28 protein-coding genes are annotated in these 23,611 nt (G+C 56.6%); 15 read left to right on the top strand and 13 right to left on the bottom strand.

The window, feature by feature from the left end; genetic code table 11:
* Positions 1–3: 3 nt before the first annotated feature.
* Positions 4–1,593, bottom strand: a complete 1,590-nt coding sequence (locus GZH91_RS12040) for a serine/threonine-protein kinase (RefSeq protein WP_147074432.1) — start codon at positions 1,591–1,593, stop codon at positions 4–6.
* Positions 1,594–1,882: 289 nt separating this feature from the next.
* Here GZH91_RS12040 and GZH91_RS12035 point away from each other — a divergent pair, with 289 nt between their 5' ends.
* Both GZH91_RS12035 and GZH91_RS12030 read left to right on the top strand, forming a co-directional pair.
* A complete protein-coding gene (locus tag GZH91_RS12035; RefSeq protein ID WP_147074433.1) occupies positions 1,883–2,740 on the top strand; it encodes a Stp1/IreP family PP2C-type Ser/Thr phosphatase in 858 nt (285 codons plus the stop codon).
* Entirely contained in the window at positions 2,728–3,426 is a 699-nt protein-coding gene (locus GZH91_RS12030; RefSeq protein ID WP_147074434.1) for an FHA domain-containing protein, read from the top strand. Before GZH91_RS12035 ends, GZH91_RS12030 begins: the two co-directional genes overlap by 13 nt.
* A 66-nt stretch (positions 3,427–3,492) precedes the next feature.
* Here the strand turns inward: GZH91_RS12030 and lplT are convergent, their stop codons facing one another.
* Together lplT and GZH91_RS12020 are read right to left on the bottom strand one after the other, a co-directional pair.
* On the bottom strand, positions 3,493–4,719 hold the full coding sequence (gene lplT / locus GZH91_RS12025; RefSeq protein WP_147074435.1) for a lysophospholipid transporter LplT: 1,227 nt from the start codon (positions 4,717–4,719) through the stop codon (positions 3,493–3,495).
* A gap of 72 nt (positions 4,720–4,791) precedes the next feature.
* Positions 4,792–5,343, bottom strand: coding sequence for a TM2 domain-containing protein (locus GZH91_RS12020; protein ID WP_147074436.1), 552 nt, complete (start codon positions 5,341–5,343; stop codon positions 4,792–4,794).
* A 71-nt stretch (positions 5,344–5,414) separates the two neighbouring features.
* Here GZH91_RS12020 and GZH91_RS12015 point away from each other — a divergent pair, with 71 nt between their 5' ends.
* The 3 genes from GZH91_RS12015 to GZH91_RS12005 are packed head-to-tail and all read left to right on the top strand — an operon-like array spanning position 5,415 to position 7,454.
* Entirely contained in the window at positions 5,415–6,329 is a 915-nt protein-coding gene (locus GZH91_RS12015) for a LysR family transcriptional regulator (RefSeq protein WP_147074437.1), read from the top strand.
* Positions 6,330–6,355: 26 nt separating this feature from the next.
* On the top strand, positions 6,356–7,111 hold the full coding sequence (locus tag GZH91_RS12010; RefSeq protein WP_147074438.1) for a type 1 glutamine amidotransferase: 756 nt from the start codon (positions 6,356–6,358) through the stop codon (positions 7,109–7,111).
* Positions 7,098–7,454, top strand: coding sequence for a hypothetical protein (locus GZH91_RS12005; RefSeq protein WP_147074439.1), 357 nt, complete (start codon positions 7,098–7,100; stop codon positions 7,452–7,454). The genes GZH91_RS12010 and GZH91_RS12005 overlap by 14 nt, the downstream gene beginning before the upstream one ends.
* Here GZH91_RS12005 and GZH91_RS12000 read toward each other — a convergent pair.
* From GZH91_RS12000 to GZH91_RS11980, 5 genes are all read right to left on the bottom strand, one after another.
* Positions 7,451–8,344, bottom strand: coding sequence for a phosphoribulokinase (locus GZH91_RS12000; RefSeq protein WP_147074440.1), 894 nt, complete (start codon positions 8,342–8,344; stop codon positions 7,451–7,453). The two genes, GZH91_RS12005 and GZH91_RS12000, sit on opposite strands and share 4 nt — an antisense overlap.
* 87 nt (positions 8,345–8,431) lie before the next feature.
* The gene (locus GZH91_RS11995; protein ID WP_147074441.1) at positions 8,432–8,773 is read right to left on the bottom strand and encodes an FKBP-type peptidyl-prolyl cis-trans isomerase; all 342 of its coding nucleotides are present in this window, start codon (positions 8,771–8,773) and stop codon (positions 8,432–8,434) included.
* Positions 8,774–8,924: 151 nt separating this feature from the next.
* Positions 8,925–9,698 (bottom strand): YecA/YgfB family protein, encoded by a 774-nt coding sequence (locus GZH91_RS18110; protein ID WP_147074477.1) that lies wholly within the window; start codon positions 9,696–9,698, stop codon positions 8,925–8,927.
* Between the two features lie 41 nt (positions 9,699–9,739).
* On the bottom strand, positions 9,740–10,447 hold the full coding sequence (locus GZH91_RS11985; RefSeq protein WP_223264604.1) for a hypothetical protein: 708 nt from the start codon (positions 10,445–10,447) through the stop codon (positions 9,740–9,742).
* A complete protein-coding gene (locus tag GZH91_RS11980) occupies positions 10,444–11,907 on the bottom strand; it encodes a protein adenylyltransferase SelO (RefSeq protein ID WP_147074442.1) in 1,464 nt (487 codons plus the stop codon). The genes GZH91_RS11985 and GZH91_RS11980 overlap by 4 nt, the downstream gene beginning before the upstream one ends.
* A 43-nt stretch (positions 11,908–11,950) precedes the next feature.
* Between GZH91_RS11980 and GZH91_RS11975 the strand changes: the two genes are divergently transcribed.
* Both GZH91_RS11975 and glk read left to right on the top strand, forming a co-directional pair.
* Positions 11,951–12,250: a hypothetical protein gene (locus tag GZH91_RS11975; RefSeq protein ID WP_147074443.1), complete on the top strand. Its 300-nt coding sequence runs from the start codon at positions 11,951–11,953 to the stop codon at positions 12,248–12,250.
* A complete protein-coding gene (gene glk, locus GZH91_RS11970; RefSeq protein WP_147074444.1) occupies positions 12,243–13,223 on the top strand; it encodes a glucokinase in 981 nt (326 codons plus the stop codon). The genes GZH91_RS11975 and glk overlap by 8 nt, the downstream gene beginning before the upstream one ends.
* Before the next feature lie 55 nt (positions 13,224–13,278).
* Here glk and GZH91_RS11965 read toward each other — a convergent pair whose 3' ends face one another.
* Together GZH91_RS11965 and GZH91_RS11960 are read right to left on the bottom strand one after the other, a co-directional pair.
* Entirely contained in the window at positions 13,279–13,515 is a 237-nt protein-coding gene (locus GZH91_RS11965; protein ID WP_147074445.1) for a hypothetical protein, read from the bottom strand.
* Positions 13,516–13,623: 108 nt separating this feature from the next.
* Positions 13,624–14,187 (bottom strand): rRNA large subunit pseudouridine synthase E, encoded by a 564-nt coding sequence (locus tag GZH91_RS11960; RefSeq protein WP_147074446.1) that lies wholly within the window; start codon positions 14,185–14,187, stop codon positions 13,624–13,626.
* A 59-nt stretch (positions 14,188–14,246) separates the two neighbouring features.
* Here GZH91_RS11960 and icd point away from each other — a divergent pair, with 59 nt between their 5' ends.
* A complete protein-coding gene (icd, locus tag GZH91_RS11955; protein WP_147074447.1) occupies positions 14,247–15,485 on the top strand; it encodes an NADP-dependent isocitrate dehydrogenase in 1,239 nt (412 codons plus the stop codon).
* Between the two features lie 2 nt (positions 15,486–15,487).
* Here the strand turns inward: icd and GZH91_RS11950 are convergent, their stop codons facing one another.
* The 3 genes from GZH91_RS11950 to GZH91_RS11940 all read right to left on the bottom strand — a co-directional run bounded on the left by GZH91_RS11950 (position 15,488) and on the right by GZH91_RS11940 (position 16,261).
* Positions 15,488–15,691, bottom strand: a complete 204-nt coding sequence (locus tag GZH91_RS11950; protein ID WP_147074448.1) for a hypothetical protein — start codon at positions 15,689–15,691, stop codon at positions 15,488–15,490.
* Positions 15,692–15,700: 9 nt separating this feature from the next.
* Positions 15,701–15,922 carry a hypothetical protein gene (locus tag GZH91_RS11945; protein WP_147074449.1) on the bottom strand — a complete coding sequence of 74 codons (222 nt, stop codon included), beginning with the start codon at positions 15,920–15,922 and terminating at the stop codon, positions 15,701–15,703.
* Positions 15,923–16,057: 135 nt separating this feature from the next.
* Complete coding sequence (locus GZH91_RS11940; protein WP_124705778.1) at positions 16,058–16,261, bottom strand: cold-shock protein; 204 nt, start codon at positions 16,259–16,261, stop codon at positions 16,058–16,060.
* Between the two features lie 234 nt (positions 16,262–16,495).
* On the opposite strand from GZH91_RS11940, the gene clpS reads away from it, so the two are divergent.
* From clpS to rfbD, 7 genes are all read left to right on the top strand, one after another.
* Entirely contained in the window at positions 16,496–16,804 is a 309-nt protein-coding gene (gene clpS / locus GZH91_RS11935; RefSeq protein ID WP_124705779.1) for an ATP-dependent Clp protease adapter ClpS, read from the top strand.
* Positions 16,805–19,060, top strand: a complete 2,256-nt coding sequence (clpA, locus tag GZH91_RS11930; protein WP_147074450.1) for an ATP-dependent Clp protease ATP-binding subunit ClpA — start codon at positions 16,805–16,807, stop codon at positions 19,058–19,060. It abuts the gene before it with no gap.
* Between the two features lie 189 nt (positions 19,061–19,249).
* The gene (locus GZH91_RS11925) at positions 19,250–20,140 is read left to right on the top strand and encodes an EpsD family peptidyl-prolyl cis-trans isomerase (protein WP_161984264.1); all 891 of its coding nucleotides are present in this window, start codon (positions 19,250–19,252) and stop codon (positions 20,138–20,140) included.
* A 19-nt stretch (positions 20,141–20,159) separates the two neighbouring features.
* The gene (gene rfbB / locus GZH91_RS11920) at positions 20,160–21,224 is read left to right on the top strand and encodes a dTDP-glucose 4,6-dehydratase (protein ID WP_147074452.1); all 1,065 of its coding nucleotides are present in this window, start codon (positions 20,160–20,162) and stop codon (positions 21,222–21,224) included.
* A complete protein-coding gene (gene rfbA / locus GZH91_RS11915; RefSeq protein WP_147074453.1) occupies positions 21,221–22,105 on the top strand; it encodes a glucose-1-phosphate thymidylyltransferase RfbA in 885 nt (294 codons plus the stop codon). The genes rfbB and rfbA overlap by 4 nt, the downstream gene beginning before the upstream one ends.
* Positions 22,106–22,107: 2 nt before the next feature.
* Complete coding sequence (gene rfbC, locus GZH91_RS11910) at positions 22,108–22,650, top strand: dTDP-4-dehydrorhamnose 3,5-epimerase (RefSeq protein WP_147074454.1); 543 nt, start codon at positions 22,108–22,110, stop codon at positions 22,648–22,650.
* Entirely contained in the window at positions 22,647–23,531 is an 885-nt protein-coding gene (gene rfbD / locus GZH91_RS11905) for a dTDP-4-dehydrorhamnose reductase (RefSeq protein ID WP_147074455.1), read from the top strand. The genes rfbC and rfbD overlap by 4 nt, the downstream gene beginning before the upstream one ends.
* Positions 23,532–23,611 lie beyond the last annotated feature (80 nt).

Raw genomic sequence — 23,611 nt, 5'->3', positions numbered from 1 at the left:
CCTCTATTTAAAAATGTATTTAATTTTTTTGGTTGAATCGGTTTTTAAATCTATTGTTTCCGAGTAGGGGGCAAAATTCAAGTTCCTGATTTCAATTGTGTGCTTGCCGGCTGGCACTTTTAGTTCCTTGAGGGGAGGCGAGGCACCTACTTTCTTCCCATCCACATACACTTCACCCCATGGGGTAACAGCAAAACTGAGCAGCGCATCACCGCTTGGTGCGGTGGCATCAGGCGGGGTTGCCAGCGTTTCACGAGGGATAATCTTGTGTTTCAGCGTTTTATGGTGTGGTGTGTTAACACTCGGTATGGTCACTGGAGTTGCCGGAGTTTGTGGTTCAGGGACAGGCGGTGCTGCTTTTGACAATTTGCTATTCAGGGAAGCATCGTCTGCCTGCGCTACGTTTTCGGTGGGTTTTTCGGCGCGTGCGGGTGCCGGGGTGACAGCAGTTTGCCCGGGCAACGATAATTTCTCTTGATGTGCAGGTCTGCCCCGCATAACAGTAAGGGTAAAAGCCAGAAGCAAAATCATGATCGCTGCCAGCAGGATTTTTTTACTCTTCCAGAAAAAAGGGCCGCTGGCAGGAGTGGCAGTGGTTTGCGTTTGTGTTGTTGCAACGTCGCCAGTAACCGTTTTATTGCCGATCAGGCCACCGGCTATCGGGTTCAGAAAAATGGTTTCCTCGCCTACGTTGTTTCCGGGCCTGGCTTTGCGGTCCAGGGTTCGGGGCTGATCGGGCGTAGCGGGTGCTGATACCGGTATGGACAGGCCTTTGTAATTTCTCAGGTCGCGTGCCAGTTCCCTGGCACTTTGATAGCGCTCGGCGGGGTGTTTGGCCAGGGCTTTAGCGACAATGTGGTTAAACACATCCGGTATGCGCGGAGTCAGCGTTTTAGGCGGGGTAGGGGCTTCATTCACGATGCGGTACATGGTGGTGTTGATGTTGTCCCCATTGAAAGGAGATTCGCCCGTCAGCATCTCATACAGCACCACACCCAGCGAAAATAAATCCGAGCGGCCGTCTACGGCCTTGCCGACCACCTGTTCCGGTGCCATGTATCTGGGAGACCCCAATACCGTTCCCGCCAGCGTTCTGGAACCGGTGGGCATCTGTGCTATCCCGAAATCGGTGATTTTGACAACGGCGCCGCGCACCAGCATGATATTGGCGGGTTTGATGTCGCGGTGGACAATCCCGTTTTCATGAGCGTATGCCAATCCATCCGCAACCTGGGCGGCGATGTCGGCAATCTTGTCGATGGACAGCGCGGTATGCACATCCAGAACTTCTTTTAATAACTGACCTTCCAGAAACTCCATCGCCATGTAAGCGATGTGGTCTGTTTTGCCTACATCATAGATGGTAACGATATTGGGGTGATTGAGGCGACCTGCGGATTTGGCTTCCCGGTAGAAACGCTCCTCGAAATTCGCGAGTTCATCCCTTGAAAGATCGAGCTTGATGGTCTTGATGGCAACGGTACGATCTATGAGCGGGTCGATTGCCTTGTAAACAATACCCATGGCACCCTGGCCAAGCTCAGAGAGAATTTCGTAGCGGCCCAGTTTTTCAGTTGATTTTTCAGTTGCCATTGGATGCTGCATTTGAATGAAATAAGGGGTGGGATCGAAGCCTGGATTGGGGGCAAATATAGCAACCGGTGTTCGTCGGCATTTCTCAATATCGGTAAGAACGGCCTGGGCGCAGATATCTTTAGTGAATTATAAACATTCACTGTCTGAGAGGGTCTGTATTGCTTCTTTTCCGAAGCTGATGAGAGAATGAGCCAGTAAAAATCATAGTGAAATTAACGCATGGCAACATTTGAAAAATGTTGGATGCTGGTCATCCTTACCATACGAAACAGGGGTTTATAGAAGTATGACAGCGCGCAGCCATTTTCATTTAGAAGTCGCCAGCGCCACCGATGCTGGCGCAATCCGTTCTTTCAACGAAGACAGCATCGCTGCCGACAGTAATCTCGGATTGCTGGTGCTTGCCGACGGCATGGGCGGATACAAAGCCGGTGATGTGGCGAGCTCCATCGCCACCGGTCTGGTGATGGATTATCTTAAACGAATGCTAAACGAGATGGCGCCGTCACCGATACAATCCGCCCGGCTTTCGCCCGAATCCATGGCGGTTAAATCCACAATCGAAAAAACCAATCTGGCCATTTACAAAACCGCTCAAACGGATAATAAATATACCGGGATGGGAACAACCATAGTGCTCATTCTGTTCCACCATGGCTTGGCGACCATCGCTCATGTAGGAGATTCGCGCCTCTATCGTCTGCGTCAAGGGCGTTTGGAACTGCTGACACATGATCATTCGCTGCTCCAGGAGCAGGTGGAAATGGGCCTGATTTCTTCCGAAGATGCCAAGGTTTCCCATAATCGCAACCTGGTATCGCGTGCGCTGGGGGTCGAAGCGGAAATCAAGGTGGATGTCAGCGAACATAATGTGCAGCCAAACGATATTTATCTATTGTGCTCAGATGGTTTGAACGACATGGTGGATGACGCCGATATTGAACTGGCGGTGAGCGAATTGCGGGCCAATCTTCCCCTTGCCGCGAGTCAGTTGGTACAGATGGCGAACGATAACGGCGGCCATGATAATGTCTCGGTGCTTATCGCCAAGGTGAGGAATGGTGGCACCGGGGAGCATCACCTCATGGACAGATTATTCGACTGGCTGAAATCTTCCAGGATAAATACGCTATGGCGAAATTAGTTGTAAGTTTTGAAGGGGTGGTCGAGGGGCATTATTTTCTCGACAAGGAACGGTTTACAATTGGCCGCAAATCGGATAGCGACATTTTTCTGGATGGCCCGGGCGTCAGCAATATACACGCTGTGATCGTCACCATCAGCAATGACCATGTGCTGGAGGACGCGACAAGCACCAATGGTATTCTGGTCAACGGGAAAAAAGTCGCGAAGCACATCCTGCAGAATAACGATGTGATCGAATTGAGTGCTTACCAGCTGAAATATATCAATCAGCGTGCAACGTCGGACATGGATTTCGACAAGACGATGATCATGAAAGCGGTGCAGCCGGAAGCGGATGAATTGCCAGAACCCGGGACACTGCAGGCCAGGCCACAATTGGCAACTGCCGTATTTTCTGCTCGTTCAGTGAAAACCGGTTTTCCGTTGGGCGGCGTGAAAAACATGAAGGGGCCGCAACCAGGGGAGGAAATATTGATTAGCCGCCCTCTGAAAACTTTTGGTCAGCCGGGGATGCAGGTGGTCATGATTTCGCGTCGCCCGCACGGCTATTATGTGACCCATGTGGAAGGCAAGAAACACCCACGGGTAAACGGAAAATCCATCGGTACCCAGCCATGGCTACTTCAGGAAAATGACCTGATTGAAGCGGGAGATGTGAAGTTGAAATTTTTTATGCAACACTAGCTTGGTTTTTTGTCGCCGAGGAAAGCGCCTGTCCAGCCTGCCATGCAGGCGCCATCCACTCAGCGCTTAAATGTGCTCGACTCCCCCAATGCGGCGAAAGCGTATCTGAATCGCCAGCATCGACAGGCTGATAAAGCCGCCAAACGCAATGATGATCCAGTCCATCGGCCAGCCAGCGCGATCCATCAGTGCGTAGAAGCCAAGCAGAACGAGGATGGAGAGGTTCTCGTTGAAATTCTGCACGGCGATGGAGTGACCCGCACCCATCAGCAGGTGGCCGCGATGTTGTAAAAGGGCGTTCATCGGTACCACGAAAAAGCCGCCCAGCCCGCCTATCACCATCAGCAGCCCGGCAGCGATGAGCGGGTCGCTGACAAACATCATGCCGATAACGACAAAGCCCATTACGATACCGGCAGGCAGTACCTTGATTGAATCCTGCAGTTTGATGTAGCGCCCCGCCAGCACCGAGCCAATGGCGATGCCCACGGCCACAACGGCGGTGAGTTGGGTAGCTTTTTGCATATCGTATTTGAGTACCAGTCCGGCCCAGGTGAGGATGACCAGGCGCAAGGTGGCACCCACGCCCCAGAACAGCGTGGTGACGGCCAGCGTGACCTGGCCGAGCGGGTCGCGCCAGAGCAGCTTGAAACTGTGCCAGAAGTCGTGCAGCAGAAACAGCGGATTGCGTTTGGGAGGGCGATGGTCCATGGCGATGCAGGGGATGAACAGGTTAGCCAGCGCAGCGGCAATATACAGCAGCGTAATCAGCACAATGGCGAGCTTGGCCACGCTGATGTCACCCAGAAAGGGCAGATGCATGAGGATATGCCCGGAAATATCGGCATTGAGCATCAGTCCGCCGAGGATGGCCCCGAGCACGATGGCGGCCACGGTGGCGCCCTCCATCCAGGCATTGGCGGCAACCAGCTGGGCGGGTGGCAGGTATTCGGTAAGGATGCCATATTTGGCAGGAGAATAGGCCGCAGCGCCGAACCCGACGATGCCGTAGGCATACAGGGGATTCAAACCCGCCAGCATGGCAAAACAGCCGATAAGCTTGATATTGTTGCTGATGAACATGACACGCCCTTTGGGCAGCGCATCGGCAAACGCGCCGACAAAAGGCGCCAGCACGATATAGGAAATCACAAAGAATTCCTGCAGCACCGGGGTGTGCCAGGACGGCGCGCTCAAATCCTGGAGCAGGGCAATAGCGGCAAACAGCAGTGCGTTGTCAGCCAGCGCAGACAAAAACTGTGCGCTGAGGATGATGTAAAAGCCCAGGTTCATGCAAGCATCGTGTTGCGGTAAATCGTCTGGTTAGGGGGTGGCAATGTTGCCGGGTTCATACCGCGCCCGGCATCATTGCGACTTGTCGTTTTGTCTGGATTCAGCCAGTGCCTTGAGCATGGCTTCCTGTTCGGCGAAAGAGGGGGCGCGGCTGCGGCTATTGAGAGCCGGGTCTTTGCCCGGCAAAACATGGCCCCCGCGTTCCTGTTCCTTCACCCTGAGGTAGCCGTCGAGATCATCGTCCGTGTAGCGACCACGGAATCCTTTGGGGGCTGCGGCGCTATGTTTGCCTTTATAAACCATCATGCGCAGTACCTTGTTGAGGGTAGCCACGCGATCCTCGATCCAGCGGATATCGTATACCGCAAAACTCACGGTAAGTCCCGCAATGACCAGTGCAACCCAGCCTTGGCCGAACCACCATGCCGCCAGCGTGGCAACGCTGGCGGCGCGATAAATCCAGGCGCCACGAACATCCTCCAGATAAGCCCGGTGCAGGCCGAGCGGAAACAGTGCGAGGAGACCGTAAGCCCTGGGGCGCCGTTTCATTAGCTGTACCAGGCGCAGGTTCGCGCTTTGCAGCCCTTCGCCCTCCAGATCAAGGTGTTTCCATGCGTCACTCATACAAGCCGTCTATCTTCGCCCTAGAAATTGTGATTGAATAACGGATTATCCTTGTTCAAGTCCGCATACCCATGGCTGATCGCCGTATTCAAGTATTCTACACTGTCGCCAAGCAGCTGAGCTTCACCAAAGCGGCTGAACTGTTGTTCATGACCCAGCCGGCGGTAACGTTTCAGGTCAAACAGTTCGAGGAGCACCTCAACACACGTTTGTTTGAGCGTACCCACGGCAAGATCGCGCTGACCCCGGCGGGTGATTTGGCGATGTACTATGCCGAGAAAATTCTCGACCTCAATGCCGAGATGGAAGCACGCATGGCCGAAATGACCGGGCAGATGAGCGGGCCATTGATGATAGGTGCGTCCACCACCATCGCGGAATACATGCTGCCGCGCATACTGGGCGATTTCAAAGCCAAGTTTCCGCAGGTGCAGGCACGGCTCACCGTCGCCAATTCGGAAACCATCGAAAACCGGGTAAATGATCACACCCTGGACGTGGGTCTGATCGAAGCGCCTTCGCATCACCCCAACCTGACTACAGCGGCATGCTGTGAGGACGAGTTGTTGCTGATCTGCGCGCCGGGTCATGCCTTTGCCAAACTGGCTAAAATTGCGCCACGCCAGTTAGCCGAGATTCCCTACATCAGCCGCGAGCTCGGATCCGGCACGCGGGAAGTGATTGACCAGTATTTCCGTGATAACGGGATGCCGCCCGAGGATCTCAATATCGTCATGGAACTGGGTAGCCGCGAGGCTATCAAGGGTGCAGTCGAGGCCGGGCTGGGGGTGGCGATCGTATCGGGTTCCACGGTGATTAAAGAGCTCAAGCTGGGCGATCTGGTAGCCGTGCCGCTGGATAAACCGCTGCGCCGGCAATTGACGCTGGTCTATGCGCAGGAAAAATTCCGCTCCAAATTGCTCCAGTCTTTCCTTGATTTTGTGGATACCTGTCTCATTAGTCCCTCGGCCAAGTCCACGAAATAAGTAAAACACGGCAGGTAAAAATAAAAATGAAACGGTTCATGGTGGTGCAACACTCCTATTCGGAATTTCTCGGTCCAATCGAAAAGCAGCTCGAATCGCGCGACATCGGCTTTCAGTACCAGCGTCCGTTTTTGGGGGCGGATCTGCCCGGAACTGCCACCCAGCACGACGCACTGTGGCTGCTGGGCGGAGCGTATCCGGTTACGGACAGCGAGGCCTGTCCGTGGATAGACGATGAAATGCGCCTGATCGGATTGTTCAAGCGGATGAAGCGGCCGATTGTCGGCATCGGCTTTGGCGCGCTGGTCGTGGTGCAATACGAAGGCGGCATGGTGCATGAGGAACCTTACTTCAATGCGTACTTCACCACCTGTCATAAAACCGAGGCGGGGCGCGACGACCTGCTGGCCAACGCAGTGGATGGCAAGACCATGCTGGTGATGTACAACGGCAGCGCCGACCTGCCCGCCGGGATTGACCCCATCGTGGTGGATGACAACGGCAACTGGCTCGCCATTCACCCGGACGAACTCACCTATGCCATGCTGTTCCGCCCCGAGATCAAACCCGGCATGATCGAAGACATGATCATGGAAGACAACCGCCCGCTGCCGGACAATATCGGTGAATTGCTGGAGCAGGCACGTGCGCACTGGGTGCAGACACAAAAGAACACTGCCGAGGTGTCGCTGGCGCTGGTCTCCGCACTTGACTTGATGACCGAGCATCGGAAAATGCCGGTATTCAGCCTCCATGTGGTGAAAACCGATGACCCAGAATGAAAAAAAACTGCTGCAGCAGTTTCGCGGCCTGACTGAGAACCAGCGCGAAACACTGCTTGATTTTGCCGCGTTTTTGGCGGCGCGCGGTGAAGTGGCAGCGGCTACCGAACCTGTCCAGCCATTACCGATAGAGCGCCCGGCGCAGGAATCGGTGGTCAAGGCCATCAAGCGCCTGATGGCGACTTATCCCATGCTGGAGCGCAACAGGCTGCTGCACGAAACTTCCAACCAGATGACCCGCCACGTTATCCACGGGGTACCTGCTGTTGCGGTGATTGATGACCTGGAAGCCCTGTTTCGCCGCCACTACGAAGCGCATATCGCACCCCCGGAAGAGCGTTAGCCCGATACCGGATCGCGCTCAGCGATCATCGCGGCAATCAGCGGCGTGCAAATCATCTCGATTGCCAGCGTCATTTTCCCGCCCGGAACCAGCATGGTGTTGCGGCGCGTCATTTGCGCGCCGTCTATTTTTTTCAATAATTTCGGAAAATCAAAACGCCATGGATCACGCAGGTGAATCACCACGATGCTTTCGTCCGCCCCTGGAATGTCGCGTGCGACGAATGGATGCGAGGTATCCACCAGTGGCACACGCTGCACATTGATGTGGGTACGTGCGAATTGCGGCACGATATGATCCACATAATCCGGCATGCGATGCAGGATGGTGTCAATCACCAGATGCTCGTCACAGCCGCTGCGGCCGCAGTCGTGATGGATTTTTTGTATCCACTCCAGGTTTACCGAGGGGGTTACACCCAGCAGCAAATCCACCTGTTCGGCAATCTGTATGCGCCTGGTGGTTTTGCTGCCCGGCTGCGAAAACCCGCCATGATGTCCCTCGTAAAACAACAAATCGGTATTGGCGGGTAGCGCCTGCCACGGCGTGAAATGCCCGGACTGCGTGCCGAAGTGCGCTGCCTCGGCGTCGTCGTGGGCGTAGTTGCGGGTCATGCCGGTGCCGGATTGCGCATATTCGCGAAACAACGCTTCGAGCTTGTCAAGCAGATTGGCATCCGGATGAAAATGGCTGAAGCGCTTGCCCTGGGCTGTGGCGGCGTCGATTTTAGCGCGCATGACGGTGCGCTCATGGCGCAGGAATCCGTCGCCCTGTATCCATGCGGCCTGAATCCGCAGCCGCCGGAACAGATCAGCAAAGGCGCGCCGTACTGTAGTGGTGCCCGCACCACTCGAACCGGTAACAGCGATTATGGGATGCTGTCTTGACATTTTTATCCTCCATCGTCGGTCTGTTTTTTCAAGGAAATATTTAAGCCTGGAAAAAGCAGCCCGGATCAAATCCTGGATGACGCAGTTTTACTTGACCTTAATGAGTTCCACATCAAAAATCAGCACCGCATTGGGCGGGATCACGTCCCCTGCACCGCGTGCACCGTAGCCAAGCTGGGCGGGGATGGTGAGCTTGCGCTTGCCGCCTTCCTTCATTCCGGCCACGCCCTCATCCCAGCCGCGAATCACCTGTCCGGCGCCGAGGCGGAACTCAAACGGCTCGTTGCGATCCTTGCTCGAATCAAATTTGGTGCCATTGGTCAGCCATCCGGTGTAGTGCACGACCACGGTGTGGCCGGCAGTCGCGGTGGCGCCGGTGCCTTCAACGAGGTCTTCATAAATCAATCCGGATGCGGTGGTGGTTGCCATTGTGCTGCTCCTGTCAGTGGTGGATTGGACCGATTTTACGGCACGGTTAACGGGGCTGGTCGCATTTGCACTGCCGCAGGCGATTAATGTGACTAATGCAATACTGGTCAATATGAGGCTTTTCAATTTCAGGCTCCTGGGCGAGTTTTATTTAGTGTAATTTTTCCGGCGCACCGCAGCATTTTTTGAATTTCTTGCCGCTGCCGCACGGGCAGATATCGTTGCGCCCCGGGTTGGGTGTATTGCGCAGGGGTGCAGACGGTGCGTAGTCTGCCACACGTTGCCAAAATCCACGCAAATCGTGGGCGGCCAGAATGGCTGCGCCTATCCATTCCTGACGGGTGTGCTCGCGTTCGTGCGTGGCTTGCTCTGCGTCCGGAATGGTCAGGATATAAAACGGGTCGAGCAGCGCATCCAGTACATCTTCCAGCGCATGCCCGGCGGGCAATGTCCACTCGTCTTCCCAGTGTTCCACCCCCCATACAAAGCCTTCCGCCCAGGCCATGCCGGTGTAGGCAATCTCCAGCGCTGTCACTTCAGTCTGCTCCGCGCGGGTCATCTCGGCCAGGGTGGCCTCCCAGTCATTGAGCAGTGGCACCAGCGCCCCCGGTTCGGTTAAGTCCTCGACTGGCTGTGCCAGCGCCGCGCCCACGTCATGCCAGCGCCGGTTGAAAAAGCCCATGAATTCGGCACATTGCGTCGTGCTGGAAAATGCCGCCATGTAATCTTCGCCCAATAGCGCAGGCAGGTATTCGCCCGGCTCAATCGGGCGCGGTGCGCAATGGAGTGCGCAAATCAGGCCATCCAGTGCCTCCAGTTCGAGCGGAAAATCGGTTCGGTCGCCAATTGCGTCCAGCAGCTCGGCGAAGGCCGCAATCTCGTCGGGGGAAAGAGGCAGGCTGTCATTGTCGGGGGGCGTATTCATGAGGTCGCTTGCTGGGTGGAATGCCGGTGCAGGGCAGGTAATCAAAGTGGCAAGAATACCATTGCTCCGGCAGTCTGCACGAACCAGTTGATGCTGCGGTTGGTTTTGTCGGCGATGATTTTGGCGAGGGTGTCCTGCTCCGCGATGAGTTTGCCGAATTCGCGCTCGAAACTCAGATTGCTGCCCGCTGTGTCCATGCTGTTGGAGATCAGGTACAGCCTGCCCTCTGCATCGCGCGCGGTGGCGAGTTTCCAGGCGGCGGTTTCGGTGTTGCGCGCGCTGTTGTAGAGTTTTTGCGGGTCGAGGTCATCGAGTACGAAAAACTCGGTTTTGTTGTTGTAGGCGGCCATGATCATGTCGGAAAGCCCCGCCATGTAGGCGAGCACGCGGTCGCCGCGGTAATCTGGATCGAACGCGAGGAATACGGCACCGGCGCCGCGTCTGCCTTGCAGTTCGGCAAAGTCGCTGGTATAGGGCAGGGCGGCAAGGCGGTTGAGCGCGGCGTCCCGTGTCATGCCGGATTTGCGCAGTTCACGCGGGTTGCGCTTATAGAGCTTTTCGGCCAGCACGCGCAGGGGGTCAAGGGCGGCATGCTGGTGGGCTTCAGTCACCATGTCGGTGCTGGATTTGACGATGTCGCTGAAGCTGTAGTCTTTGTTGAGCAGAGGTTTGCCGTCGCGTTGCATGATCTGGGTGCTGCACCCCGCCAGCAGGACGAGTGCGCAGGCAAGCGGGGCGGCAGAGTTCACGATGAGCAGCTCACGCTGATGTGGCTCGCCCAATCAGGCGGCGCGCTGGCGTAGGCTGCGTTTTCCGGCTGCTCGTCGAAAGGACGGCGCAGCAGATCGAGCAGGCGCTCGACTGCGCTGAAATCGTGGTGGTCGCACGCACGGCGTATGGCGATTTCGGCCAGGTGGTTGCGCAGGATGTATTTGGGGTTGACGCGGTACATGGCGTCGTGGCGCGCCGTATCCTGGCTGTTTTCCGCTTGCAGGCGGGCGCGGTAGCCGATTGCCCAGGCATCGAAGGCGGCGCGATCCGGAAACAGGTCGCGCAATGGTGCGTTGGTGGCATCCGGTGAGGAGTCGAAACCGCACAGCGCGCGCCAGAAAATCGTGTAGTCCACATGGTTGCTGTGCAGGATGTCGAGCACACCGGTGATGAGCGGCACGTTGTCCTTGCCGGGCACTATGCCCAGTTTGGCGCTCATCAGGTCAATGTAGCGGGTGGCAAAGGCCGCGGGATAGATGTTGAGCGCCTCCTTGGCGGCGTCAACTTCCATCAGCGGGGTGAGCGCCTGCGCCAGACGGGTGAGATTCCACGAGCCGATGTCGGGCTGCTGGTCAAAGGCGTAGCGCCCGCCCTGGTCGGAGTGGTTGCAGATATAGCCGGGATCATAGGCGTCGAGAAAGCCAAACGGGCCATAGTCAAGCGTGAGGCCAAGAATGGACATGTTATCGGTGTTCATCACGCCGTGGGCAAAGCCGACTGCCTGCCATTGCGCCATCAGGCGCGCGGTGGCCAGCACCACGGCGCGCAGGAAACGCGGGTATTTGTCGGACGCATCCAGCAGTTCCGGGTAATGCCGCGCGATGACGTAGTCGGCGAGGATGCGTATGGCGTCTGGTTGACTGCGATAAAAAAATACCTCAAACGAACCAAAGCGCACGAAGCTCGGTGCCATGCGCATCACCACGGCGGCAGTCTCAACTTGTTCGCGGTACACCTCATCGGCACTACCGACGATGGACAGTGCGCGCGTAGTGGGGATGCCCAGCCCGTGCATGGCCTCCGAGCACAGGTATTCGCGGATGCTGGAGCGCAATACCGCGCGGCCATCGCCATTGCGCGAATAGGGGGTCAGGCCGGCGCCTTTCAACTGCAATTCCCAGCCGCCGTGCGGCGTTTGCACTTCGCCCAGCAGGATGGCGCGGCCATCGCCCAGCTGCGGTACAAAATAGCCGAACTGATGCCCGGCGTAGAGCGCCGCGACGGGTTGCGCACCATAGAGGTGTGCGGTGCCGGACAGATAAGCCGGGGCATCCGGGCGCTGTGCCTGGGCGGGATCCAGCCCGATTAGCGCCGCGGCATCGGCGTTGAAGCTCACCAGATGGGGATGGGCTAGCGGTGTGGGCGTAACCGCGCTATAAAAAATGTGCGGCAGCGCGGCAAAACTGTTGGCGAAAGGCAGGGTTTCAAATGTGTGCATAGGCGTAGAATACCGCATTCGTCATTATATATTTGGAGTCGCAATGCGGAAAACCTACGTAGGTATAGACCAGGATCAATACGGCGGCATGAGTGCAATGGGTGCAATTGTCAAGGACGCGTGGCTGTTCGGCATTCTGCCGGAGACCGAGACCTGTGTTGGCTGGGATGTGAGTCGTATCCAGATGGTGTATGACAAAACCCAGGCGGAATGGGATAAATACGGCTGCCTTGCTTCCAATCTGCCACCCGAGCTGCGTGAGCGGCACGCGCGCATCCATGCCGCAGCCATTGAACGCGCCAAGGCCTTGGGTTGGGAGCCGGAGATGTATTTGAGTGAGTAAACCCAAGCATATTCTGGCCGGTGATGTGGGCGGCACCAAGGTGTTGCTGCGATTGTCCAGAATTGATGCCATAGGCTGTGTCCTGGTCAGGGAGCAGCGCTTCAGCAGTGCCGATTTCCCGGATTTTGAAGCGCTGCTAGCGCAGTTTTTGCTGGATGCGCCGGCCATTGCTGCGGCCTGCTTTGGTGTGCCCGGGCCGGTCAAGGACAACGCCGCGCGGCTCACCAACCTGCCGTGGTTTGTGGATGGCAGTGCAATTGGCAGGCGCTTCGGGATAATTTCGGTACGGATTCTCAACGATTTTGCCGCTGTTGGTCATGGTATTGCTGCGCTGCCACCCGAGGATCTGCGCGTCTTGCAGGCCGGTGCCGCGCAAGACGGTGCTGCCCGTGCGGTGTTGGGGGCAGGTACCGGGCTGGGTGTGGGGTTTGTATTCCCGTGCGGGGAGGGCGAGATTGTCGTGCCCACCGAGGGCGGCAATGTGGATTTTGCCCCCGGCACCGAGATGGAAATCGAGCTGCTGCGTTTTTTGCGGCGGCGCTATGGGCAGGTGTGTGTGGAACGTGTCGTGTCCGGTCCCGGGCTCGCCAATATCTACGCCTTTGTCTGCGAGTATGGGCAACACCCGCCGGTGCTGCTGGAATCGGCAGACCCACCCGCGGCGATTGCCGAAGCGGCGCAATCCAATACGGACGTTGCCGCCAGTCACGCGCTGGCCATGTTTATCCGGGCATATGGCGCCTTTGCCGGTGACCTCGCGCTGCTGTCTTTGTCACGCGGCGGGGTGTACGTAGCGGGAGGGGTTGCCGCCAAACTGGCGACGCAGATGGCGCAAGGCGGCTTTGTTGCGGGTTTTCTGGACAAGGGGCGTTACCGCAGCTTGCTGGAAACGGTGCCGCTGTATCTGGTGATGAATACCGAGGTGGGGCTGCTGGGGGCTGAGCGACTGGCGGCGCGTCAGGTGTCAGCGTGAGTCGACAATAAAAAAGGGCAGGGATCATCCCTGCCCTCCTGCACACTGCGCCTGATTATTTGGCAGCAGGGCTCATTTCTTTAGACTCTTCTTTCTTTTCTTCTTTTTTGGTTTCTTTTTTAGCGTGGTGCTTTTTAGCAACGTGCTTTTTGGCGTGGTGTTTTTTCACAGCAGGTTTGGCAGCTTCAGCTTTAGGCGCATCAGCAGCAGGCGCTGCAGCATCAGCAGCAACAGCAGAAAAGGAAACAGCAGCGAAAGCGGCAACCAGCAGAGCGGACAGCAGTTTGTTCATTTTGACTTCCTTATAAAAACAATTGATCAATGGTTTTTTGGTAACACAAAACAGCATGTGTCACGGCAACTAACGCAGCTTAATTACAGTCGGTTGACATACCCGTGATTAAATTAATGTGGCGACTTCCGCGGCGGTCGCAGCGCGGTACTCGCCGGGCATCAGTGCTGCCAATGTGGACAGGCCGATTTGACTGCGAATCAGGCGCAGGGTGGGATAGCCGACTTTGGCCGTCATGCGCCTGACCTGGCGGTTTTTTCCTTCTTTCAGAACGAGTTCAATCCAGCTGGTGGGGATATTTCTGCGTTCTCGAATGGGCGGATTGCGCGTCCACAGACCCACAGGTTCAGAGATGGAACGTGCCTGGGCGGGCAAGGTGACAAAATCTCCCAGGTTGACGCCGCCTTGCAGGGCTTGCAGCGCGGCGCTATCGGGTATGCCCTCCACCTGTACCCAATAGGTTTTCGGCAATTTCCGGCTGGGATGCGCGAGGCGATGTTGTAGCGCACCATCATCGGTTAAAATGAGCAGCCCTTCGCTGTCTGTATCCAGCCGCCCGGCAGGATAAATGCCGGGAATAGGGATGTAATCCTTGAGCGTGGGGTGCTTGCCGTCCGGGCTGAACTGGCAAATGACCCCGTAGGGCTTGTTGAACAATACAATGCGGCTCATCTGTACCAGCTATCGCTGAATGTAAAGCGGCCATTCTAACTTGTTGAAATAGGGTAATCATGTACCAGCATATACAGCTGCCGACTCACGGCGAAAAAATCACGATCAACACTGACGCTTCGCTCAATGTCCCCGATCAGCCGGTTATTCCCTTCATCGAAGGTGATGGTACCGGTGTGGATATCACCCCGGTGATGCGTCGCGTGGTGGATGCGGCCGTGGCCAAGGCATATGGTGGCAGGCGCAGTATCGCCTGGATGGAAGTGTATGCGGGCGAAAAGGCCGTCAAGGTCTATGGTGGCGACAACTGGTTACCCGATGAAACGGTAGCCGCCGTGCGCGAATACGTCGTCTCCATCAAGGGGCCGTTGACCACGCCGACTTCCGGTGGCATGCGCTCCCTGAATGTGGCGTTGCGCCAGTTGCTGGATTTGTATGTCTGCCTGCGCCCGGTGCGTTACTTCGATGGCGTGCCCAGTCCGGTGAAAGCGCCGGAAAAAGTGGATATGGTGATCTTCCGCGAAAATACCGAGGATATTTACGCCGGGGTGGAGTGGCAAGCTGGCTCGGATGAGGTGAAAAAGATCATCGCCTTCCTGCAAGGCGAAATGGGGGTGAAGAAAATTCGCTTCCCGGAAACTTCCGCCATTGGTATCAAACCGGTTTCCGTGCAGGGCAGCGAGCGCCTGATCCGCAAGGCGATTCAGTATGCCATCGACAATGGCCGCGAGTCCGTTACCTTGGTACACAAGGGCAATATCATGAAGTTCACCGAGGGAGGCTTCAAAAAATGGGGCTATGAACTGGCCAGGCGTGAATTTGGCGCGGTGGAGATGGATGGCGGCCCGTGGTGCAGGCTGCCCAACGGCATTGTCATCAAGGATGTGATTGCCGATGCATTCTTGCAACAGATACTGTTGCGCCCGGATGAGTACGACGTGATTGCGACGCTTAATCTGAACGGCGATTACATCTCGGACGCGCTCGCGGCTGAGGTGGGCGGCATTGGTATTGCGCCGGGCGCCAATCTGTCCGATTCAGTCGCCATGTTTGAGGCCACGCATGGTACTGCACCAAAATATGCGGGCCAGGATTACGTCAACCCGGGCTCGATTATTCTTTCCGCGGAGATGATGCTGCGCCACCTTGGCTGGCTGGAAGCCGCTGATATCATCACCGCGAGTATGCAGCGTGCAATTGCTGCTAAAACGGTAACCTACGATTTTGCTCGCCTTATGGACGGTGCGACGCAGGTGTCCTGTTCAGCATTTGGCGAGGCGATGATCGCGCGCATGTAAGTTTACTCAGGCCCGGCGTATTCAGTGCGAACATGATCGGGTTTGGGTGGTGGTTCAATGCCACTGCCGCGCAGCAGACTGATTAACTCGTCGGCGATTTCACCGAGTTCGTCGCGCATGGCTTCGAGGCCCTCCAGCAAATGCGCGGCCTCGGTCGGCAACACACTGATCTGGGCAGTCTGTTTGTCGAGTGCAGAAATGTTCATGGTAGCCCCCTATTCTGTACCAGGCTGATGCGCACCCGGTTCCCAGGCATGAGGTGGTTGCCGGAACTGGTTCTCCGCATCGTAATGCGCTTCGTTCAGCAGGTAGGCAAAATCCAGCAGTGCGGTATGCGCATCTTCGGCGTGCTGGATGACGGTTTTTGCGAGTTCTCGCGCCTGTTTCTGGCTCATGTCCAGGACCAGGGAACCATCAGGCTGGTGTTGAATGTGCATATTCTGCTCTCCTTAAATGGATGTGTTACAGATATTTCAATGTAGCACAGCGCTTTTGAAAAGCCAGAACTCAAAACCCGAGGCGAAAAAAACGCGGAACCAGGTTCCGCGTTTTCAAGTAATCGGTGAGCCGATTTATGCAGGCTGAATGTTCGAAGCCTGTTTGCCTTTCGGGCCCTGGGAGACCTCGAATTGGACTTTTTGACCTTCCTTCAGGGTTTTGAAACCACCCATGTTGATGGCGGAGAAGTGAGCGAAAAGATCTTCACTACCGTCGTCCGGGGTAATAAACCCAAAGCCTTTAGAATCGTTGAACCACTTTACAGTGCCAGTTGCCATTGCTACTTCCTTGATAAAAACAGGCCAAAACGGCCAGGGGCTGTTTGAAAATCAAGATCGCACAACGGCATTACCAGACTTGCAGGAACCTTGACGCCAAACTCCAGATTGCTTTTTACGCCTGCCTAGTTGATTTGGCAAGTGCCAGGCAAATTTTTTTTTACTGGATAGCACTTGAAAATTTCGCGCCAGTCGTCAAAATGGTTCCTGACTATCCGGAAACTATCCAGCGCCATGGCAACCAAGCACCGCGATGACACCGTTCTGGAAGCAAGCGAAACAAAACTCAAGCCGCCGCCTTTGTACAAGGTAATGTTGTTGAATGACGACTACACGCCCATGGATTTTGTGGTTCTTGTGATTCAGAACTTTTTTTACAAGAGCCGTGAACAGGCTACGCAAATCATGCTCAAAGTACATAGGGACGGCATGGGAGTGTGTGGCGTATTCCCCCGCGATGTGGCGGCAACCAAGGTAGAGCAAGTGGTCGGGTTCGCCCGCCAGCACCAGCATCCGCTGCAATGCGTGATGGAGGAAAATTAGATGATTGCGCAGGAATTGGAAGTTAGTTTACATATGGCGTTCATGGAGGCGAGACAAAAGCGCCATGAGTTTATTACGGTCGAGCACCTGTTGCTGGCGATGCTGGATAATCCGTCCGCCGCCGAGGTGTTGCGCGCGTGCGGCACCAATACCGACGAACTGCGTCGTGGACTGGCTGATTTCATCACCGAACACACCCCTACCGTTGCAGGAAGCGAGGAAGTCGATACCCAGCCTACGCTCGGATTTCAGCGCGTGATTCAACGCGCCATTTTGCATGTGCAGTCGTCAGGCAAAAAAGAAGTGACCGGCGCGAACGTGCTGGTGGCCATTTTTGGCGAGAAGGATTCCCACGCGGTGTATTTCCTGAATCAGCAGGGTGTATCGCGTCTGGACGTGGTGAATTTCATTTCCCATGGGGTGAGCAAAGTCCCGCAGGGCAGCACTGCGCGCCCGGAGGCGACCCCTGAGGCGGGTGAGGAAGCTGCACCCGCAACGGCGCTGGAAACCTATACGCAGAACCTGAATGTGCAGGCGCTGGCGGGAAAAATAGACCCGCTTATTGGCCGTGCGCTGGAACTGGAGCGTGTCATCCAGACATTGTGCCGGCGGCGCAAGAACAACCCGCTGCTGGTGGGTGAAGCCGGAGTCGGCAAAACGGCCATCGCTGAAGGTCTGGCGCGGCGTATCGTTGAGGGTGTGGTACCGGATATTCTATCGGACAGCACGGTGTATTCGCTGGACATGGGAGCCCTGTTGGCAGGCACCAAATACCGTGGTGATTTTGAGCAGCGCCTCAAGGCCGTGTTGAAGCAGCTATACGAAAACCCGCAGGCAATTTTGTTCATAGACGAAATTCACACGCTGATTGGTGCAGGTGCGGCTTCGGGCGGCACCCTGGATGCTTCCAACCTGCTTAAACCGGCGCTTTCATCCGGGCAACTCAAATGCATCGGTGCAACCACTTACAACGAGTATCGTGGCATTTTCGAAAAAGACCATGCGTTATCGCGGCGGTTTCAGAAGATTGATGTGAATGAGCCTTCGATCGAGGAGACAGTCGAGATTCTGCGTGGCTTGAAATCGCGTTTTGAAGCGCATCACGGCATCAAATACACCGCGTCGGCGCTCACCACGGCAGCCGAGCTGTCGGCACGCTATATCAATGACCGCCACCTGCCGGACAAGGCAATCGACGTGATCGACGAAGCCGGCGCGGCGCAGCGTATCCTGCCCAAATCACGGCAGAAGAAAGTCATCAGCAAGCGCGAGATCGAAGAGATCATCGCCAAGATTGCGCGGATTCCGTCCAAGAATGTGAATAGTGATGATCGCGATGCGCTGAAAAACCTCGATCGCGACCTCAAGACCGTGGTGTTTGGCCAGGATAAGGCGATCAATGCGCTGGCAGCCGCGATCAAGATGGCACGCAGTGGCTTGGGTAATCCGCAGAAGCCTATCGGCTCTTTCCTGTTTTCTGGCCCCACCGGGGTGGGCAAGACCGAAGTGGCGCGGCAGCTCGCGTATATCATGGGCATTGAGCTGATTCGCTTCGATATGTCCGAATACATGGAACGCCATGCCGTGTCGCGGTTGATAGGCGCCCCACCGGGCTATGTCGGGTTTGACCAGGGCGGCCTGTTGACCGAGGCGATTACCAAACATCCCTACGCGGTGCTGTTGCTGGATGAAATCGAAAAAGCGCATCCGGACGTATTCAACGTACTGTTGCAGGTGATGGATCACGGCACGCTTACCGACAACAATGGGCGCAAGGCGGATTTCCGTAACGTGGTGATTGTGATGACCACCAACGCGGGTGCGGAGTCGCTCAACAAGTCGGGGATTGGCTTTACCCAGGAAAAACAAACCGGCGACGAAATGGCAGACATCAAGCGTGCCTTTACGCCGGAGTTCCGTAACCGGCTGGATGCGATGATCTCGTTTGCACCCTTGTCCCAGGAGGTCATCCTGCGCGTGGTGGATAAATTCCTGATGCAGCTGGAAGACCAGTTGCACGAGAAAAAGGTCGAGGCGACGTTTACCGACGCGCTCAAGGCGCATCTCGGCAAACGCGGTTTTGACCCGTTGATGGGCGCGCGCCCCATGGCCAGGCTGATCCAGGACGAGATACGGCGGGCACTGGCAGATGAATTGCTGTTTGGCCGTCTGGCCAATGGTGGGCATGTGGTCGTGGACGTGGACGAATCCGGCACAATCAAACTGGCATTCGACGAGGAAAACGTGGCTGTCTAGATATTGCCTGCATCAGGTAGCGTAGTGGCTGGCTTCCGCGGAGGGAGCCAGCCATTTTTTATGATCATTACCATTTTGTAATTCGATCGGTCTATATGCTGGCGCTTGTGAGACAACCGATAATTGCGCATCATGGACGCCGGGTGTGAATCACGCCACAAAACATACCAATCCAGGGAGATGACGCGAATGAAATCGCATCCAATTATGCATAAAATGGCGCTGGCGCTGATGCTGGGAACAGTGCTCGCCGGCTGCAGCAAGCAGGAAACGCCGTCTTCAGCCATCGCCAGCGTGAACGGCACCGCTATCACTAGCGCACAACTGGACCTGGCTTTGTCGCGCTTGAATCTGGCAGCGCAGGATTTGACGCCGCAAGCTAAAAATCGGGTAGTGCAGGCACTGGTGGATCAGCAACTTCTGGTACAAAAAGCCACTGCGCAAAAACTGGATCAGGATCCTGCTGTGCAGCAATTGCTGGAGGCCGCGCGCAATCAGGTGCTGTCCCAGGCCTATCTGCAGCGTGCAGGGCAGGCTGTCGCCAAACCTGGCGAAGCCGACATCAGCGCCTACTACAACCGGCATCCCGAGTTGTTCAGTCAGCGTCGTATCTATAATCTGCAGGAACTGGCCATCGCTGCCCCCAGGGGCAGGATCGCTGTACTCAACTCACGTCTTGAAACCAGCCATGATCTGGGCGAATTTGTGGACTGGCTGCGCAGCCAGAATATACCGTTCCGCACCGGCAGCGAGGTCAAAGCGGCGGAACAATTGCCGATGAATATTGTGCCGCGCATGCAGACCATGCAGAATGGACAGTTACTGGCGTTACCGTCTGCAAACGGGATAACGGTATTGCAGATAGCCTCCATACAATCTGCACCGATTACCCTGGACAAGGCACATACGTTAATAGAGCGTTATCTGGCTGCTGCCCGACAGCGCGATGCCGCTACCGCTGACATCAAAAAACTACGGGATGCAGCAAAAATTGAATACGTGGGCGAGTTTGCAAGCCTGGGAAAAATGGCACAGAGCAAGTCCGAGAACAGCAGCGCCGGGTTACCGGAAATAAAATAAAGGCTAACCGGGAATTACCATGATTCTAATCACAGGCGGCGCCGGTTTTATCGGTGCCAATTTCGTATTGGACTGGCTGGCGGACAGTGACGAGCCGGTCATCAACCTCGACAAACTCACCTACGCAGGCAATCTGCACAACCTCGCCAGTATTGAGGGTGACGCCCGCCATCTCTTCGTACAAGGCGATATTGGCGACCGCGCCCTGGTCGCAGGTCTTTTGGCTGAACATCGCCCGCGCGCCGTCATCAACTTCGCTGCCGAAAGCCACGTCGATCGTTCCATTCACGGCCCCGAAGACTTTATCCAGACCAATGTCGTCGGCACTTTTCATTTTCTGGAAGAAATCCGCGCTTACTGGAATGCAATGGAAGGGATAGAGAAGGCCGGATTCCGCTTCCTGCACGTTTCCACCGATGAGGTGTACGGTTCCCTCGGCCCGGATGATGCCGCGTTTACCGAGACCACTGCCTACGCACCCAACAGCCCGTACTCAGCCTCCAAGGCTGCCTCCGACCACCTGGTGCGCGCCTATCACCACACCTATGGCCTGCCGGTACTCACTACCAACTGCTCCAACAACTACGGCCCTTACCAGTTCCCGGAAAAGCTCATCCCGCTGGTAATGATGAACGCCGTGGCCGGCAAGCCGCTGCCGATCTACGGCGACGGACTTAACGTACGTGACTGGCTCTATGTCGGCGACCATTGCAGCGCCATCCGCGCCGTGCTGGCTGCGGGCAAGGCAGGCGAGGTATACAACATTGGCGGTTGCAACGAAAAAACCAATATCGATGTGGTCAGGACCATCTGCGCCATGCTTGACGCGCTGCACCCGGGTTCACCCGTCACCCCTCACGAAAAACTCATCACTCATGTCAAGGACCGCGCTGGCCACGATCGTCGCTACGCCATTGACGCACACAAAATCGAGCGCGAACTGGGCTGGCGCCCACAAGAGACGTTTGAGACCGGGATTCGCAAAACCGTTGCCTGGTACCTGGCCAACCCGGACTGGGTAGCCAACATCGCCACCGGTGAATACCGCCACTGGGTAGAAAAACAGTATGGGAGCCAGGCATGAGCGCGCGCAGGGGCATTATTCTGGCCGGTGGCTCGGGTACCCGGCTATATCCCGTGACCCAGGCAGTCTCCAAGCAATTGCTGCCGGTGTACGACAAGCCCATGATCTACTACCCGCTTACCACGCTGATGCTGGCAGGAATCCGGGACATCCTCATCATTTCCACCCCGCAGGATACCCCGCGTTTCGAGCAGTTGCTGGGTGATGGCAGCCAGTGGGGGATTCGCCTCAGCTATGCTGTTCAGCCCTCGCCCGACGGTCTGGCGCAAGCCTTTGTCATTGGCGCGGATTTCATTGGCGATGCGTCGAGCGCTCTCATACTGGGCGACAACATCTTTTACGGTCATGAATTTTCCGGCGGCCTGCGCGCCGCCGCTGCCCGCCAGTTTGGCGCATCGGTGTTTGCCTACCCGGTGCATGACCCGGAACGCTATGGCGTGGTTGAATTCGACGCTCAAGGCAACGCCATCAGCCTGGAAGAGAAACCCGCCCAGCCCAAATCGCGCTACGCCGTCACTGGCCTGTATTTTTACGATAACCAGGTCATCGATATCGCCCGCAAGCTCAAGCCATCTCCGCGCGGCGAACTGGAAATCACCGACATTAACCGGCATTACCTCGAAATGGGGCAATTGCAGGTGGAAGTCATGGGGCGCGGCCATGCCTGGCTGGACACCGGCACCCATGAATCCCTGCTGGAGGCATCGCTATTCATCCAGACCATTGAAAAGCGCCAGGGTCTCAAAATTTCCTGTCCGGAAGAAATCGCCTACCGCCAGGGCTATATTGATGCCGCCCAGGTCGGACGGCTGGCAGCGCCTTTGCAGAAAAATGCCTATGGCCAATACTTATTGGCCATGCTCAACGAACGGTTGTTTTAACCATGAACATCATCCCCACTGAAATCCCCGACGTGCTTGTGCTCGAACCCAAAGTATTCGGCGACGCGCGCGGCTTTTTCTACGAGAGCTACAACCGTCGCGCCATGACCGGGGCCGGTATCCCCGACGACTTCGTGCAGGACAATCACTCGCGCTCAGCCAAGGGCGTATTACGTGGCTTGCATTACCAGATTCAAAATACTCAGGGAAAGCTGGTACGCGTCATTAGTGGTAGCGTGTATGACGTGGCGGTGGACTTGCGCAAATCCTCACCCACGTTTGGCAAATGGGTGGGGATGGAACTGTCCGCCGAAAACAAACGCATGGCCTGGATACCCAAAGGCTTCGCCCATGGTTTCCTGGTGATCTCCGACAGCGCAGAGTTTCTCTACAAAACCACCGACTACTGGGCGCCGCAGTTCGAGCGCAGCCTGCTGTGGAATGATCCGGCGCTGGGCATCACCTGGCCACTGCACGGCGAACCCGCACTTGCCGCCAAGGACGCCGCCGGCCTGCCGCTGGCGCAGTGCGAGGTGTTTGCGTGAATATCCTGCTCACCGGTGTCAATGGCCAGGTCGGCTGGGAGTTGCGCCGCACATTGGCGACTTTGGGCAAGGTGAGCGCGCCCACCCGCAGCCAGCTTGACCTGACCGACCCGGGTGCCATCCGCAGCCTCATACGTAGCTTGCGCCCGAACCTGATCGTCAACCCGGCCGCCCATACCGCCGTGGACAAGGCGGAATCCGAGCCGGAACTGGCACGTGCGGTGAATGCCATTGCTCCCGCCATCATGGCCGAAGAGGTGGCAAAACTCGGCGCGGCGATGATTCACTACTCTACCGATTATGTGTTCGATGGCAACAAGCCCGGTGCCTACACTGAGGACGACACCACCCACCCGCTAGGCGTCTATGGGCAGACCAAACTCGAAGGTGAGAACGCCATCCGTGCTGCCGCCATTCCCCACCTCATTCTGCGCACCAGCTGGGTGTATGGCCTGCGCGCTGGCAATTTCCTGCTCACCATGCAGCGCCTGTTCAAGGAGCGCGAGCAGTTGCGGATTGTTGCCGATCAATACGGCGCACCCACCTGGTCACGCATGATCGCCGAGGCCACGGCGCAGATACTGGCGCAACAGCCGTTTGGCCAGGGTAAAGAAGCCCTGCACGGCACTTACCACCTCAGCAGCCGGGGCCGGGCGAGCTGGTATCAATTCGCCCAGGCCATCCTCGACCAAACCACCCAGGCGGGCGCCAAACGTCCTGAGCTGATCCCGATCCCAAGCACTGATTACCCCACCCCGGCCAGGCGCCCGGCTAATTCCGTGCTGGCCGGGGACAAGCTGCTGCGCAGCTTTGGTTTGCTATTGCCGGATTGGGATGCGGCGTTGGGCCTGTGTTTGGACAAGCCCGAAAAGGAGACATGATATGTGTTTGGCTGACTGGCCAGCCGGTTTTCATTGGTTCGCGTAGCGTAGATGTCTTGCTCTCGATGCAGCGCGCCGGA

Origin of the sequence: Sulfuriferula plumbiphila (assembly GCF_009938015.1) — a bacterium.
Lineage (GTDB): Bacteria > Pseudomonadota > Gammaproteobacteria > Burkholderiales > Sulfuriferulaceae > Sulfuriferula > Sulfuriferula plumbiphila.
This window is presented reverse-complemented; position numbering and strand designations above follow the sequence as displayed.

Coding starts and splice junctions, on each gene's coding strand:
- GZH91_RS12020 (WP_147074436.1), bottom strand. CDS start 5,343: ATGAGTGACGCATGGAAACACCTTGATCTGGAGGGCGAAGGGCTGCAA.
- rfbB (WP_147074452.1), top strand. CDS start 20,160: ATGATTCTAATCACAGGCGGCGCCGGTTTTATCGGTGCCAATTTCGTA.
- rfbA (WP_147074453.1), top strand. CDS start 21,221: ATGAGCGCGCGCAGGGGCATTATTCTGGCCGGTGGCTCGGGTACCCGG.
- icd (WP_147074447.1), top strand. CDS start 14,247: ATGTACCAGCATATACAGCTGCCGACTCACGGCGAAAAAATCACGATC.
- GZH91_RS12030 (WP_147074434.1), top strand. CDS start 2,728: ATGGCGAAATTAGTTGTAAGTTTTGAAGGGGTGGTCGAGGGGCATTAT.
- lplT (WP_147074435.1), bottom strand. CDS start 4,719: ATGAACCTGGGCTTTTACATCATCCTCAGCGCACAGTTTTTGTCTGCG.
- GZH91_RS11980 (WP_147074442.1), bottom strand. CDS start 11,907: ATGCACACATTTGAAACCCTGCCTTTCGCCAACAGTTTTGCCGCGCTG.
- GZH91_RS12010 (WP_147074438.1), top strand. CDS start 6,356: ATGAAACGGTTCATGGTGGTGCAACACTCCTATTCGGAATTTCTCGGT.
- GZH91_RS11940 (WP_124705778.1), bottom strand. CDS start 16,261: ATGGCAACTGGCACTGTAAAGTGGTTCAACGATTCTAAAGGCTTTGGG.
- GZH91_RS11945 (WP_147074449.1), bottom strand. CDS start 15,922: ATGCACATTCAACACCAGCCTGATGGTTCCCTGGTCCTGGACATGAGC.
- GZH91_RS11960 (WP_147074446.1), bottom strand. CDS start 14,187: ATGAGCCGCATTGTATTGTTCAACAAGCCCTACGGGGTCATTTGCCAG.
- GZH91_RS12000 (WP_147074440.1), bottom strand. CDS start 8,344: ATGTCAAGACAGCATCCCATAATCGCTGTTACCGGTTCGAGTGGTGCG.
- GZH91_RS18110 (WP_147074477.1), bottom strand. CDS start 9,698: ATGAATACGCCCCCCGACAATGACAGCCTGCCTCTTTCCCCCGACGAG.
- clpS (WP_124705779.1), top strand. CDS start 16,496: ATGGCAACCAAGCACCGCGATGACACCGTTCTGGAAGCAAGCGAAACA.
- GZH91_RS11925 (WP_161984264.1), top strand. CDS start 19,250: ATGAAATCGCATCCAATTATGCATAAAATGGCGCTGGCGCTGATGCTG.
- GZH91_RS12015 (WP_147074437.1), top strand. CDS start 5,415: ATGGCTGATCGCCGTATTCAAGTATTCTACACTGTCGCCAAGCAGCTG.
- GZH91_RS11950 (WP_147074448.1), bottom strand. CDS start 15,691: ATGAACATTTCTGCACTCGACAAACAGACTGCCCAGATCAGTGTGTTG.
- clpA (WP_147074450.1), top strand. CDS start 16,805: ATGATTGCGCAGGAATTGGAAGTTAGTTTACATATGGCGTTCATGGAG.
- GZH91_RS12005 (WP_147074439.1), top strand. CDS start 7,098: ATGACCCAGAATGAAAAAAAACTGCTGCAGCAGTTTCGCGGCCTGACT.
- rfbC (WP_147074454.1), top strand. CDS start 22,108: ATGAACATCATCCCCACTGAAATCCCCGACGTGCTTGTGCTCGAACCC.
- GZH91_RS12040 (WP_147074432.1), bottom strand. CDS start 1,593: ATGGCAACTGAAAAATCAACTGAAAAACTGGGCCGCTACGAAATTCTC.
- GZH91_RS11975 (WP_147074443.1), top strand. CDS start 11,951: ATGCGGAAAACCTACGTAGGTATAGACCAGGATCAATACGGCGGCATG.
- GZH91_RS11965 (WP_147074445.1), bottom strand. CDS start 13,515: ATGAACAAACTGCTGTCCGCTCTGCTGGTTGCCGCTTTCGCTGCTGTT.
- GZH91_RS12035 (WP_147074433.1), top strand. CDS start 1,883: ATGACAGCGCGCAGCCATTTTCATTTAGAAGTCGCCAGCGCCACCGAT.
- GZH91_RS11995 (WP_147074441.1), bottom strand. CDS start 8,773: ATGGCAACCACCACCGCATCCGGATTGATTTATGAAGACCTCGTTGAA.